Origin of the sequence: Kribbella sp. NPDC004536, from assembly GCF_042873835.1 — a bacterium.
Lineage (GTDB): Bacteria > Actinomycetota > Actinomycetes > Propionibacteriales > Kribbellaceae > Kribbella.
The window spans coordinates 1,852,504-1,865,649 of sequence record NZ_JBIALY010000001.1 but is presented as its reverse complement, the minus strand read 5'-3'; the positions used below and the strand labels follow the sequence as shown (position 1 = coordinate 1,865,649).

The 13,146-nt window shown below is 66.4% G+C and carries 9 protein-coding genes; 3 read left to right on the top strand and 6 right to left on the bottom strand.

From position 1 onward, the window contains the following. Positions 1-66: 66 nt before the first annotated feature. The gene (locus ACFYRU_RS09245) at positions 67-1,518 is read right to left on the bottom strand and encodes a GAF domain-containing protein (protein WP_387655060.1); all 1,452 of its coding nucleotides are present in this window, start codon (positions 1,516-1,518) and stop codon (positions 67-69) included. Between the two features lie 81 nt (positions 1,519-1,599). Between ACFYRU_RS09245 and adh the strand changes: the two genes are divergently transcribed. From adh to ACFYRU_RS09230, 3 genes are all read left to right on the top strand, one after another. After that, on the top strand, positions 1,600-3,123 hold the full coding sequence (gene adh, locus ACFYRU_RS09240) for an aldehyde dehydrogenase (RefSeq protein ID WP_387655057.1): 1,524 nt from the start codon (positions 1,600-1,602) through the stop codon (positions 3,121-3,123). After that, entirely contained in the window at positions 3,124-3,501 is a 378-nt protein-coding gene (locus tag ACFYRU_RS09235) for a DUF779 domain-containing protein (RefSeq protein WP_387655054.1), read from the top strand. A gap of 134 nt (positions 3,502-3,635) precedes the next feature. Continuing rightward, positions 3,636-6,989, top strand: coding sequence for an alpha-N-acetylglucosaminidase TIM-barrel domain-containing protein (locus ACFYRU_RS09230; RefSeq protein WP_387655051.1), 3,354 nt, complete (start codon positions 3,636-3,638; stop codon positions 6,987-6,989). Here the strand turns inward: ACFYRU_RS09230 and ACFYRU_RS09225 are convergent. Genes ACFYRU_RS09225 through ACFYRU_RS09205 form a run of 5 tightly spaced genes read right to left on the bottom strand, consistent with a single transcriptional unit; the run spans position 6,958 to position 13,015 of the window. After that, a complete protein-coding gene (locus tag ACFYRU_RS09225) occupies positions 6,958-9,423 on the bottom strand; it encodes a GH116 family glycosyl-hydrolase (protein WP_387655048.1) in 2,466 nt (821 codons plus the stop codon). The two genes, ACFYRU_RS09230 and ACFYRU_RS09225, sit on opposite strands and share 32 nt — an antisense overlap. After that, a complete protein-coding gene (locus ACFYRU_RS09220) occupies positions 9,407-10,051 on the bottom strand; it encodes a hypothetical protein (RefSeq protein WP_387655045.1) in 645 nt (214 codons plus the stop codon). Before ACFYRU_RS09220 ends, ACFYRU_RS09225 begins: the two co-directional genes overlap by 17 nt. After that, positions 10,048-10,860 carry a carbohydrate ABC transporter permease gene (locus ACFYRU_RS09215; RefSeq protein ID WP_387655042.1) on the bottom strand — a complete coding sequence of 271 codons (813 nt, stop codon included), beginning with the start codon at positions 10,858-10,860 and terminating at the stop codon, positions 10,048-10,050. The genes ACFYRU_RS09220 and ACFYRU_RS09215 overlap by 4 nt, the downstream gene beginning before the upstream one ends. After that, positions 10,857-11,699 carry a carbohydrate ABC transporter permease gene (locus ACFYRU_RS09210; protein WP_387655040.1) on the bottom strand — a complete coding sequence of 281 codons (843 nt, stop codon included), beginning with the start codon at positions 11,697-11,699 and terminating at the stop codon, positions 10,857-10,859. Before ACFYRU_RS09210 ends, ACFYRU_RS09215 begins: the two co-directional genes overlap by 4 nt. A 20-nt stretch (positions 11,700-11,719) precedes the next feature. Next, on the bottom strand, positions 11,720-13,015 hold the full coding sequence (locus ACFYRU_RS09205; protein WP_387655037.1) for an ABC transporter substrate-binding protein: 1,296 nt from the start codon (positions 13,013-13,015) through the stop codon (positions 11,720-11,722). Positions 13,016-13,146 lie beyond the last annotated feature (131 nt).

Here is a 13,146-nt window from a genome sequence, read left to right as displayed (position 1 = left end):
GGGCGCACGCTCGGCCGACGGGCCTCGGCACGCTCCAGTGGTGGTTGGTGAGTGGTGGGGGTCCGGTCAGTCGACGAGCCGGGCGAGCCGGGCGGCGACCACCGCCCGGCGGCTGTCGGTGCGTGCGAGGGTGCGCTGGAGGACCTCGAAGAGCTCTAGGTCCTCTGCTCCGGTCGGCGTCTGGGCGAAACGCCACAGGAGTTCGGCGTCGTTGGTGTCAAGGGCGGCGCGGCGGATGGTGGCGTCGAGTTCGTCGCGTTCGGAGCGGAGCGCGGGTGCGTCGGAGCGCGCGAGCAGCGGGCCGGCGTACAGCTCCAGGGCCTTCGGCAGGTCGCCGTTGCGGAGGGCTGTTTGTACCTCGGTCACGTCGCCGGTCACGTCCGCGATGATCCGGTACGGCTTCGTGTCGAGAACTCCGCCGCCGAGGAGGTTCCGCAGGCGGTGCATCTCGGCGCGGACCGTCGTCGGGTTGCCCTCGTCGCCGTACAGCTGCAGCATCAGCTGCTCCGCCGTCAGCCCGGTCGGCTGCAGTAACAACAGTGCGAGTACTTCGGCCGGCCGCAACGTCAGCGCGATCTCGCGGCCGCCGACGACCGCGATCGGCTGCCCGGAGCCGAGCAGCTTCAGCCGCAGGGACTGGCGCGCGCGGCGGACCGGCGTACCGGGCATCCGGAGCAGGTAGCCCTCGTCGAGGCGTTCGACGATTCCTTCGCGGCCGTCGCCGAGGTCGATCCGGTCGGCGCCGTCCGGTACGACGAGGCGGTCGGGCAGCCACTCGAGCGGCTGCACCGCGAGCACCCGGCCGGTCGGGGTGAGCAGTGCGCCGGGTGCGTCGCCGAGTGCCATCAGGTGCCGCATGTTGCGGGCGCGCAGCATCTCGTCGGCGGCGGCCATCCGGACCTTCAGTTGTCCTTCGGCGAGCTGGGCCGCAGCGGTGACGAGCGCGACCATCGCGGGATGGACGGTACGCAACGGTCCGGAGACGTCGACGGCGCCGAGCAGCTTGCCGGTGTCGGGGTCGTGGACCGGGGCTGCGGCGCAGGTCCATTCGTGGATCCGGCGGACCAGGTGTTCGGCGGAGTGGATCTGGACCGGTCCGCCGACCGCGAGCGCCGTACCCATGCCGTTCGTACCGATCTGGTCCTCCGACCACACCGCGCCCTCGGACAACGCGATCCGGTCCGCGGTGCGCTTCACGTCGGCGGCACCCTCGCGCCACAGGATCATGCCCTGCGCGTCGGTGATGATCATGATGTGCGACGCCTCGTCGGCGATCGACGTCAGCGTCTGCCGGAGTACGGGGAGGACGGCGCGGAGCGGATGGTTCTCCCGGAGGATCGCGAGGGTGTCGTGGTCGACGACGACGGGCGGGGCGTCGAGCTCGGGGTCGACCGCGGCGGCGAGGGAGCGCTCCCAGGACGCGGCGACGAGCGGGCGCGGTTCGGTGCCGGGCCGGTTGCCGCCGAGTACGTCGTCGTACAGCCCGGCCAACCGGCGGGCCTGCTCCGGTGCGTCCATGCAACCTCACTCAACGATGCAACGTCCGTGCAACGTCACGGTCCCTAGGTTCGGTCCAACGCCGGTTCCGAGGGAGGACCTATGACGATCTTCGCAGCTCCCGGGCAGGATGGCAGCCCGGTCGCGTACAAATCGCGCTACGAGCACTACATCGGCGGCGTTTGGGTGCCGCCGGTCAAGGGCGGGTACTTCGAGAACCCGACTCCGGTGACGGGTGAGAACTTCACCGAGATCGCGCGCGGTACGGCCGAGGACGTCGAGGCCGCGCTGGACGCCGCGCACGGTGCCGCGCCGGGCTGGGGCCGGACGTCGCCGGCCGAACGCGCGAACATCCTGAACAAGATCGCCGACCGGATCGAGGCCAACCTCGAACTGCTCGCGGTCGCCGAGACCTGGGACAACGGCAAGGCCGTCCGCGAGACGCTGGCCGCCGACCTGCCGCTGGCGGTCGACCACTTCCGGTACTTCGCCGGTGCGCTCCGGGCCCAGGAGGGGTCGGTGTCGGTGATCGACGACGACACGATCGCGTACCACTTCCACGAGCCGCTCGGCGTGGTCGCGCAGATCATCCCGTGGAACTTCCCGATCCTGATGGCGGTCTGGAAGCTGGCGCCGGCGCTCGCGGCCGGCAACGCCGTCGTACTCAAGCCCGCCGAGCAGACGCCGGCCTCCATCCACGTACTGATGGAGCTGATCGCGGACCTGCTGCCGCCCGGTGTGGTGAACATCGTCAACGGGTTCGGCGTCGAGGCCGGCAAACCGCTTGCCTCCAGCAACAGAGTCGCCAAGGTCGCGTTCACTGGTGAGACCACGACCGGCCGGCTGATCATGCAGTACGCGTCCGAGAACATCATCCCGGTCACGCTCGAGCTCGGCGGCAAGAGCCCGAACGTGTTCTTCGCCGACGTCGCGTCGTCGCGGGACGACTTCTACGACAAGGCGCTCGAGGGCTTCACGATGTTCGCGCTGAACCAGGGTGAGGTCTGCACGTGTCCGTCCCGGGCGCTGATCCAGTCGTCGATCTACGACTCGTTCCTGGCCGACGCTGTCGGGCGTACCCAGGCGATCAAGCTCGGTAACCCGTTGGACACCGACACGATGATGGGCGCGCAGGCGAGCAACGACCAGTACGAGAAGATCCTCGCCTACATCGGGATCGGCCGGGAGGAAGGCGCCCGGGTGGTCACCGGCGGCGCGCCCGCGGACCTCGGCGGCGACCTGGCCGGCGGGTACTACATCCAGCCGACGATCTTCGAGGGCGACAACAAGATGCGGATCTTCCAGGAGGAGATCTTCGGCCCGGTCGTCGCGGTCACCCGGTTCGACGACTACGCCGACGCGATGAAGATCGCCAACGACACGTTGTACGGCCTCGGCGCGGGCGTCTGGTCGCGCGACATCAACACGGCGTACCGGGCCGGCCGGGAGATCCAGGCCGGGCGGGTGTGGACGAACAACTACCACGCGTACCCCGCGCACGCGGCGTTCGGCGGGTACAAGAACTCCGGCATCGGCCGGGAGAACCACAAGATGATGCTCGACCACTACCAGCAGACGAAGAACCTGCTGGTCAGCTACAGCCCTTCGAAGCTCGGGTTCTTCTGAGTGGTCGAGAAGGTGTTGCTCACCGACGAGGCGGCGGAGTGGTTGCGCCGTCTCACCGGGATGCACGGTCCGCTGATGTTCCACCAGTCCGGTGGCTGCTGCGACGGCAGTTCGCCGATGTGTTACCCGGACGGGGAATTTCGAACGGGGTCGGCGGACGTGCATCTCGGTGATCTGGTCGTAGAGGGCGTCGACCAGCCGATCGGCTTCTGGATGTCCGCGAACCAGTACGAGTACTGGAAGCACACCCAGCTCACCGTCGACGTGGTGAAAGGCCGCGGCAGCGGATTCTCGGTGGAGGCCCCCGAAGGCATCCGCTTCCTGATCCGCTCCCGCCTCTTCACCGACCAAGAGTCCGCATCCCTCGGACTCCTCTGAACGAGTGCCGCCCGCCCGGTGGCGTTGCCGGGCGGCCGGCACTCTCTTTGCGGTTGACAGATCCTCACGGTGCGGGAAGGCTGATTCGGAAAGATCTTTCGGAAGTGTTGCCCCTTCGCCCGAGGTGACTCGATATGAGATCTGTCCGTTTGCTGCTGGTCGGCGTGGTTGTGGCGGCGTCATTCCTGATCGCGCCGGTTGCGCCTGCTGTGGTGTCCGGGCCGGCGCGGGATGCGTTGGTGCGGTTGGTTGGTCAGCGGTATGCCGATCAGGTCGTGCTGCAGACGCTCGAGCGTGGAGCCGGGAAGGACTTCTTCCGGGTCGGGGCGGTCGGCGGGAAGGTGTTGATCGCCGGTACGACGCCGGCCGTGCAGCTGACCGGTTTCGGGTGGTATCTGCGGCACGTGGCGCATGCCGACATCGAGCTCGAGGGGCAGCAGCTGAACCTGCCGGCCAAGCTCCCGCTCCCGGCGCAGCCGACCGAGCAGCGGGCGTCCGTCGACAACCGGTTCGCGTTGAACGACACCAACGAGGGGTACGCCGGCCCGTACCTCGACTGGTCGCAGTGGCAGCACCGCATCGACGTACTCGCGCTGCACGGCATCAACCAGGTCCTCGTGTACGAAGGGCAGGAGGCCGTCTACGAACAGGCCTTCCAGAAGTTCGGGTACTCCGCCGACGAGCTCCGCGGATGGATCCCGCAGCCGGCGCACCAGGCGTGGTGGCTGCTGCAGAACGAGTGCTGTCTCGGCAGCCCGATCTCCCAGCAGCTCATCGACCGCCGTACCGTGCTTGGCCGCCAGATGGCCGACCACCTCCGCGAGCTGGGCATGGTGCCGGTCCTGCCCGGGTACTTCGGCACAGTCCCGCCCGGCTTCACCAGCAGGAACCCTGGCGCGAAGACTGTGCCGCAGGGCAAGTGGGACGGCCTGGCCAGGCCGGACTGGCTGGACCCGACCAATCCGCTGTTCGCACAGGTGGCTGCCGAGTTCTACCGCGTTCAGACGGACCTGTTCGGTCCGAGCACGATGTACAAGATGGACCTGCTGCACGAGGGCGGTACTGCGGGCGACGTGAGTGTGCCGGATGCCTCCCGTGCGGTGCAGAACGCCCTTGAAGCAGCACACCCCGGAGCGATCTGGGCGATCCTCGGTTGGCAGAAGAACCCACTGCCGGCCACGCTGCAGTCCATCGACCGCTCGAAGATGCTGGTCGTCGACGGCATCTCCGAAGCGTCCAACGTCACCGACCGGGACAAGGACTTCCTCGGTACGTCGTACGCGTTCGGCACGATCTGGAACTTCGGAGGCCACTCCAACCTCGGCGCCTCGCTGGCCGCGTGGAACGAGAAGTTCCATGCCTGGCTGGCCAAACCGGGTACGGCGCTGAACGGTATCGCGCTGATGCCGGAGGCGATCGACAACAACCCGGCCGCGGTCGCGTTCTTCACCGACCTCGCATGGGAGAGCCAGCCCGTCGACCTGCAGCAGTGGTTCACGGACTACGCGACCAGCCGTTACGGCTCGGCAGACCCGCATGCGGTCGAGGCCTGGCGCATTCTGGGCAACACGGTCTACAACTGGCCCGCGGCTGCGGACAGCAAGCACCCGACCGGTCTGTTCGACTACGAGCCCAGCCTTGGTGTCACGGGTACGGCGATTCCGTACGACCCGGAGGCGTTCCGTCAGGCGCTCGGTGAGCTGCTGGCGGTGCCGCCCGCGCTCAGGCAGAGTACGGCGTACCGCTACGACCTGGTCGATGTGGCGCGACAGGTGGTCGCCAACGACAGCCGTACGTTGCTCCCGCGGATCTCAGCGGCTTACCAGGCTGGTGATCTCCAGCAGTTCCGGAAGCTGACGGCGAACTGGTTGCAGCGGCTGAAGCTGCTCGACGACCTGCTCGGTACTGACGACAACTTCTTGCTGGGGTCCTGGCTGGCCGGTGCGTCGGCACAGGCGGCCGGCCCGGAGGAGGCCGCAGCGCTGCGGTACGACGTACGTACGCTGATCACCGACTGGACCGCTACGGCGACCCTGCAGGACTACGCGCGGCGGGAGTGGAACGGGCTGGTCGGCGACTACTACGCGGGTCGCTGGCGTACGTACTTCGCTGCGCTCGACACTGCTCTGTCCACAGGTCAGCCGCCGACGCCTGTCGACTGGAAGGCCTACGCGGAGCAGTGGGCGCAAACAGACACCCAGTACCCGGTCAAGGCACGTGGCGACGCTTACCAGCTGGCGTCGCGCATTGCTGCGATTCCCACCGGGACACTGCGGGTGGTGCCTTCTGCGCGGGGAGCACGACCGGGCTCGACTGTGCGGGTCACAGCGACGTACAGCAACACGAACACCCTGCGGCCCGCGCTCGCAGTTCGGGTAGCACTGACTGCTCCCGTGTCCTACAGCGTCAAGGCAGTTGGGCCCCCGGTGGCTGCGCAGGTGGCGCCTGGTGGGACGTTCAGTGTGGCGTACAACGTGACTGTGCCGGCGGGCGCACATGCTCTGGACGTGCCAGTGCTGGCGGCCACCGTCAACTGGGAGGGCACTTCTGAGGCTGCTAGCACACGGCTGCTCGTTAGTGGGGACGTTGGCGCGCCTTGGAAGACCGTGAACACCAACGACGCATCGTTCGCGGTGTCTGGTGAGGACATCGGCATCGCCGGCGGTCAGGGGGCCGTCTATCAGCAGCAGATCCTTGGGGACGGGCAGTCGGTGACCAGCCAGGTCACCTCAGCGGACACGACGGCGGGCCTGGTGGTTGGTGCCGATCTCTCTACCATCGCTGTGACGCCGGACCGCGGGTGCTTGTTCAGCTGGGACTCGAACGGGGACGGGACGCTGGACAGCTCCGCGGCTGCCGCCGGCTTTACCGCACCTGCGTACGTGCGGATCGCGCGCTTCGGCGGGCGGCTCAGCGGTGCGTGCAGCGAGGACGGGCAGAACTGGACGATTGCTGGTTCTACCGTGGGACCTGCTGGTGTGCAGGACGTCGGTGTGTTCGGGACTACTGGCGTCGCGACGTTCCACGGGTTCACGGTTGCGCCGTACACGCCTCGGGACAGCTCTGGTGACACCGTGCTGAGTGTGCGCAAGCCGGTCAGTGCACTGGGTGAAGAGGACGGTCACCCGGCTACCGCGGCCAACGACGGGAGCAGGTCCAACAACCCGTACTGGGGTGGACCGCTCGGGCCGACGTGGTGGCAGGTGGATCTTGGTACTACGTCGGCCGTGTCGGCGGTCAATGTGCGCAACTATGTGGACGGGACTCGGTACTACAACTACAGGTTGCTGGGGAGCGTCGACGGGTCGCATTGGTTCCGGCTGGGTGGGCGGTTCGGTACGGCGCCTGTTGTCGATGCCGGTGACACGTTCCGGACCGAGGCCACCGCGCGGTACGTCCGGGTACAAGGTCTCGCCAACTCCGCCAACAACACGTTCCACCTCACGGAGGTGACTGTTACCGGATCCTCAAATGGTTTCCGGGAGTAATCTGCGTGTTGACCTCATGCGCTGTGCCGTCGACGTAGACGGTCGTTAGGTCTAGGTGGCCGCTTTGGCAGGCGAGGGTGAGAGTACCTGAGGTGAAGGTTGCGGTGGCCCAGCCGGTGTTGGTGATGAACGGGAAGCTCCAGGTGTCTGCTTTGCGGGCCAGGGTTTGTGGGGCGAGGGTGATTGTTTTCGTGATGGCGTTGTGGCGGTAGCCAGTCAGGGCTTCCAGGACGGACCAGCCGGCCGCGTTGCGGATGTAGTGGTCGCCGCACTCGATCGGGTTGAACGGGTTGCGGCGCGTGCCGTCGTACCTCGCCCAGAGCCCTTCCAAGACGGACATGCCCTCGTCGGTCAGGCCTTCGTACAGGCAGTGCGCGGCGACCTGGTACTCCGAGCCGGTCCACACCTCGTCGCAGTACCGAGTCGGTACGTCGGGGCGTCCACCGTGCGGCCACGTACACATCAGCAGGCCGGTGTCGTCACCGTCGGCGAAGACCCGGTACGGGTGCTCGAAGTCGTGGAAGGCGGTCCGAAGGTTGTGCCGCACGACGTTGCGCAGTGCCGTACGGACGTGGTCCTCCGGGAGGATGTACCCGAGGTCCAGTTGGTGTGCCCACCACTGACCGACCAGCTGGTCAGCCAGGCAGCCGTCACCCCACTGGAAGTCACGGGTTTCGTCGGGGTCGAGGATTTGGCGGTAGTACTCGCCTGTGAACAGGAGCTCGTCGTACGCGGTGCTGCCTGCTTCGAACAGGCTGCGGTACTGCTTCCCGTCTTCACCGAGTAGTAGTGCCATCTCTTCAGCTGCACGCAGCGCGGCCAGCCACAGCGTGCCCATGAAGGAGTTCACGCCACACAGGTCGATGTCGTGTGTGCTGGGCTGGATGCCACGCAGTACACCGTCCCGCAGCCACTTGCCGTGAATGTGGTCGAGCAGCCGTAGTACGTTCGGCCAGCGTTCGCGTAGCCAGTCCAGTCCGGCGCCCAGGCGTACCTCCCTGTACGTCTTGAGGACGGTGCCGAGCATGCCGTCGAGGGCCGGTTCTTCCGGGCCGCCGATGACCACGTCCCAGAGTTGCTTCAGGTAAAGGGGTGCGCGGACCCGGTGCGGGATGTAGCCCTCCGGAGCTTGCATGACGTCGTACTCGGTGTCGCGCATGTTCTGCTCGAGCGACGGGAAGAGGCGGGAGAGAGTCTGCTCGTAGTTCCAGACGTGGGTGCAGTTGAGCGGACACGACCCGCCGTACCGTCCGCCCCACATGGCTGTGGATGCGCCTAGGACGCCTTCGAAACCTAGTACGTCGCCTTGAGCCGTTTGGAAGACGGTTGGGCTGCGTACGTCGGCTGCCAGGGCTGCGATACGGGCGCCGGTCTCACCGGGGAGAGTGCTCTCGGTGAAGGCCGTTGTCCATTGGGTGGTTTGGTGCTGCAGTTCGTCCCAGTTCGCGATGAAGTGCTCGGCTGCCGCGACGGCGTCCGGCGTGCGACGGGTGTACGCGTTACCGAGCCAGAACCGGCTGTGGCCGTAGTCCGGGTGCGGGCCGAACTGGTTGAAGTCGACATATCGGTTCGGGAAGTGCCAGGCGAGGAGGAACCTGAACTGCTTACTCTCACCCGGCTCCAACTGGAACGGTACGGCGAGCCCGCCGTTCCAGGTGCCACCCGGCGCGCTTGCTCCGCTCGCTGGTGTCGTCGGGCCGTTGAGGAAGGCAACGAACTCCTCGGGGCTGGTCCACTGGGGGTGAACGAGTGCCTCGCTGTCGGTGGCGAGCACCGTTTGCCCAGCACCGGGATGGTCGACGGGCAGGGTGCTGTTCTCGAAGACCAGGGAGGTCCAGTTGCCGGACGTGCGGGGGCGGTTGGTGTTGCCGCCGTACAGGCTGCACCTGGTGCCGTTGATGGGGGTGATGCCGTCCCAACCGACGGTGTTCTGCAGGGCTGCAGCGAGCTTGCCGTGCAGGGCGATCGGGCCGGGGTTGTGCAGCGTGTACGTGAATCCGACGACCGGCTGTGAACTGGCCGCAGCATCACCCGGCACCAGCGGGTTGAACACCTCGAGCGCCACCTCGATAGGCAGCTCGGTCTCGTACTCCACACGTGCTTGGGGATACGTAGCAGTCACCTTGGTCGGCCCGATCGGCTGGATCACGTCGTACAGCTGCTGCTCTCCAACAGGTACTACATCGTCCGTGACCAGCGGCGTGGTGGACGGTGTGAGTGCAGGACCCTGGAGCAGGCGCACCTCGTCCAGCGGCGGTTCCACCCGCGACAGGCGCAGAGCGAAGAAGCTGTTCGGCACATGCGCTTCGTGGTTGCCGATGTTGTGCAGCTGCCACTGGCGGAGCGCACCGTTGCCGGCCAGCGCGACGGTGCCGGTGCCGAGACCTCCCAGCGGCAGCGCGAAGTGTCGAAGGTTGTCACCGGTGTAGTGCATGTTTCTCCGTCCCATAAGTAGTCGCCGTGCCAGCAGAAGCGAACAACGCCACGGGACCGGGGGCGAGGAGTAACAGAGACGCGGTCACTGACGTCCCGAGCAACAACCCAACAAACGCGAGCGCCAGCACCCCGAGCGGCACCCACGGAGCCCGCGCGACCAACTGCAGCGCGGTGAACCACAGCTGCTTCCCCCGCAGCTCACCAGTCACCCGCAAACTGAACGCATAACAGGAGGCAAGCAGAAGCAACACGCTCGCACACCCACTAACTGCCAACGGAAGCGCGAAGACCGGTCCGGAGTAGAGCTGCCAGTTCAACAACCCCACAGCCACCACTACCCCCGGCACCACCCCAACCCCCACCCCCTGCAGCGCGTGCCTCCGCAAGTTCCTAATCAGTACCAGGACCCCACCACGTTCCTCCTGCACGACAGCATCCGTCGTCGCGACCACAGCCGCCCAGACAGGACAGACGACGAATGCACCTAGCAGGACACTAAGTGGTGAGAGCCCAGGACTGAGGTAAACGACGAGGGCTGCGGAGGTGCAGATGAGTAGGCCGGCGGTTGCTAGCAGCGGAAGCTCGTACCAGAGCGCCCTGAACGCAGCAGGCAGGCGGTCGGTCATGCGCGGAGACCCGTCGTCGCGATGGAGGCGATGAACGAACGCTGGAAGATCAGGAACAGCACCAGGATCGGCAATACCACCAGCGTGATCGCAGCGAACAACACCACCGCCGGTCCACCGCCGACCGCGCCCTGCAGTGACACCAGTCCGACAGGCAGGGTCATCTTCGATGGAGTCGACAGGAAGATGTACGGCCAGAAGAAGTTGTTCCACGACGCCTCGAAGACGAAGATGCCGAGCGCCGTCAACCCGGGCCGGGCCAGCGGCAGGATCACCCGGAACAGGATCCAGAAATGCCCGGCACCGTCCATGATCGCCGCCTCGTCCAGTTCGCGCGGGATCGACGAGATGTACTGCCGCAGGAAGAAGATCCCGAACACGTTCACCAGCGCCGGCAACCAGATCGCCACCGTCGTGTCCACGAGGTGCAGCCAACGCATCATGATGAAGATCGGTACGACGGTCAGCTGCACCGGCACCACCAACGCGGCCAGCAGTACCGAGAAGATCTGATCCCGCCCCGGAAACCGCAACCGATTGAACGCGTACGCCGCCAGCGCGCTCGTGAACAACGCCCCAGCGGTAGTGATGACCGCGATCTGCAAACTGTTCCAAGCCATCCGCGCGAACGGAATCAGCCCCGGCACTTGCTGAAAGTTCTGCAACGTCGGCGGCTGCGGAATCCACCGCGGCGGCAACTGGAACGCGTCGATCGGCTCCGACAACGCGTTCACGATCAGCCACACCAACGGCGCGATCATCACGATCCCACCGAGTACGAGCACGAGGTCGAGCAGCTTGCCCCTCATTGATGCACCCACCGCCGCGAAAGCCGGAACTGCAGTCCGGTGACGAGCATGATCACCACGAACAGCACCAGCGACAGCGCCGCGGCGTATCCGACCTCGAACGACTGGAAGCCCTTCTCGTACGTGTACTGGACGATGCTCCGGGTCGCCCCGTCCGGCCCGCCCTGCGTCATGATCACCATCGGGTCGAAGATCTGGAACGCGCCGATGAACGTGATCACGGTCGCGAAGAAGATCGTCGGCGACATCACCGGCAGCGTCACGCTCCAGAACCGCCACCACGCGTTCGCGCCGTCCACCCGGGCCGCCTCGTGCAGCTGCGCCGGTACGGTCTGCAGGCCGGCCAGCAGGATGATGAACGTGTACCCGATCGTGTGCCACCAGTCGACGACGATCAGCGAGGGCAGCGCCCACGTCGGTGATGCCAGCCAGTTCGTGGTCGCCGAGAGGTAGTAGTTGACCAGCCCGAAGGTCGGGTCGAGGACGTACTTCCAGATCAGCGCGACCGCCGCCCAGGACACCAGGAACGGGAAGAAGTACGCGGTACGGACGAAGTCCTTCGTACCGCGCGTCATCGTCCGGTGTACGCCGAGCGCGAGCAGCATGCCCAGGCCGATGTGCGTGACCACCGACGCCAGCGCGAACACGAACGTGTTGAGCACCGCGCGGATCGTCGTACCGTCCTTCACCAGCTGCTTGAAGTTGTCCAAGCCGGCGAATTCCGGCGTACTCAGCAAGTCCCAGTGGAACAGGCTCAGGCCGAACGCGGCGATCAACGGGACGGCGACGAAGACGAGGAAGAGCAGGACGGCCGGACTGATGAAGACGTAGCCCGGCAACCAGTCCCGACGATGCGGCTTCAGACCAATCCCTCCAGCGTCGTCTGCGCCTTGCCGAGCGCGTCGGCCGGTGCGGCGTTGCCGGTCAGGACCTGCTTCCAGCCGTCCTCGATCGCCTTCTGGATGGCGGCGCCCTTGTCCGGCGACGGGATCGGCGTCGCGTAGCTGAGCGCCTGGTACAGGTACTCGGTTCCGGCCGGAGCGTCCTCGAGGAAGGACTGGCTGTTCGCGATCGACTTGCGGGCCGGGACGATGGTGCCGCCGAGCTGCGCGAACGTCGAGGAACCTTCCTTCGAGATCAGGAACTTGATGAACGTCCAGGCGTCGTCCTTCTTCTTCGACGCCTTCAGGATCGGGTAGCCGTTCCAGCCGACGGGCGAACCCTGCTGCACTTTCACAGGCCAGGGCACGATGCCCATCTTCTGCGTCGCCTTCAGGTTCCGGATGCTGATGATCGGCCAGCGCCCGCCGCCGAACATCGCCAGCTTGCCCTGCGCCGCGGCCGTGAACGCGTCGAAGGTGCCACCCGGCGGCGGTGACAGCTTGTCGGCCACGAGTTTGCGGTTGAACTCCGCCGCCTCGATCACGCGCGGATCGTCGTACGTCGGTTTCGACCAGTCGTCGGTGAAGCTGCTGGTGCCGTTGGTGAGCAGCCACGGCATGATCGCGGCGAAGTACGCCGAGTCGGCCGCGTACCCGAACGCGCCGGTCTTGGCCTTGATCTGCTCGCACGCGTGCCGGAAGTCGTCCCAGGTCCACTTCGGCGTCGGCGCCGGTACGCCGGCCTTCGCGAACAGGTCCTTCGAGTACCACATGCACATCGTGTTGAACTCGCCCGGCAGGTAGTACGTCTTGCCGTCGGTGGAGGCGTACTTCTTGTCCCACTCGATCAGGTTCGGGTCCATGTCGGCGTAGTACTCGTCGATCGTCGACTGGTCCTTCTTGATGTAGTCGTCCAGCGGCGCGAGCAGGCCCTTGGACGCGAACAGCCGTTGGCCCTCGGTGGCGATCTGGATGACGTCAGGTACCTGGCCGCCGGCGATCCGGGTCGAGAGCTTGTTGAAGAAGTCGCCCCAGTTCGACAGCGGGATGCCCTCGGCCTTGAGCTTGATCTCGGGGTGCTGCTCGGAGAACTTCGCGAACAGCTTGTTCCAGGTCGCCTGCTGCTCGGCCGTACCCATGTAGACGAACGAGAGCTCCTTGGACGACGCCCCACTGCTGCCGCTCCCGCCACCACAGCCCGCCAGCGCAGCGGCGAGGGCGGTACCTCCGGTGGTCTGCAGAAACCGTCGCCGGCTGAGCAACCGATCATCCATGGCTGGACCTCTCTGGACGGGAAATCGATTTCTCGGCAGAATAGTCCCGGGCGCCGAAACGGTGTCAAGAGCGCGGCGCGAGGAAACTCACGGGGAATCCTTCATCCCGCCGCGCACCCTCGGTGAGCCCG

Coding starts and splice junctions, on each gene's coding strand:
- ACFYRU_RS09245 (WP_387655060.1), bottom strand. CDS start 1,518: ATGGACGCACCGGAGCAGGCCCGCCGGTTGGCCGGGCTGTACGACGAC.
- adh (WP_387655057.1), top strand. CDS start 1,600: ATGACGATCTTCGCAGCTCCCGGGCAGGATGGCAGCCCGGTCGCGTAC.
- ACFYRU_RS09230 (WP_387655051.1), top strand. CDS start 3,636: ATGAGATCTGTCCGTTTGCTGCTGGTCGGCGTGGTTGTGGCGGCGTCA.
- ACFYRU_RS09225 (WP_387655048.1), bottom strand. CDS start 9,423: ATGCACTACACCGGTGACAACCTTCGACACTTCGCGCTGCCGCTGGGA.
- ACFYRU_RS09220 (WP_387655045.1), bottom strand. CDS start 10,051: ATGACCGACCGCCTGCCTGCTGCGTTCAGGGCGCTCTGGTACGAGCTT.
- ACFYRU_RS09215 (WP_387655042.1), bottom strand. CDS start 10,860: ATGAGGGGCAAGCTGCTCGACCTCGTGCTCGTACTCGGTGGGATCGTG.
- ACFYRU_RS09205 (WP_387655037.1), bottom strand. CDS start 13,015: ATGGATGATCGGTTGCTCAGCCGGCGACGGTTTCTGCAGACCACCGGA.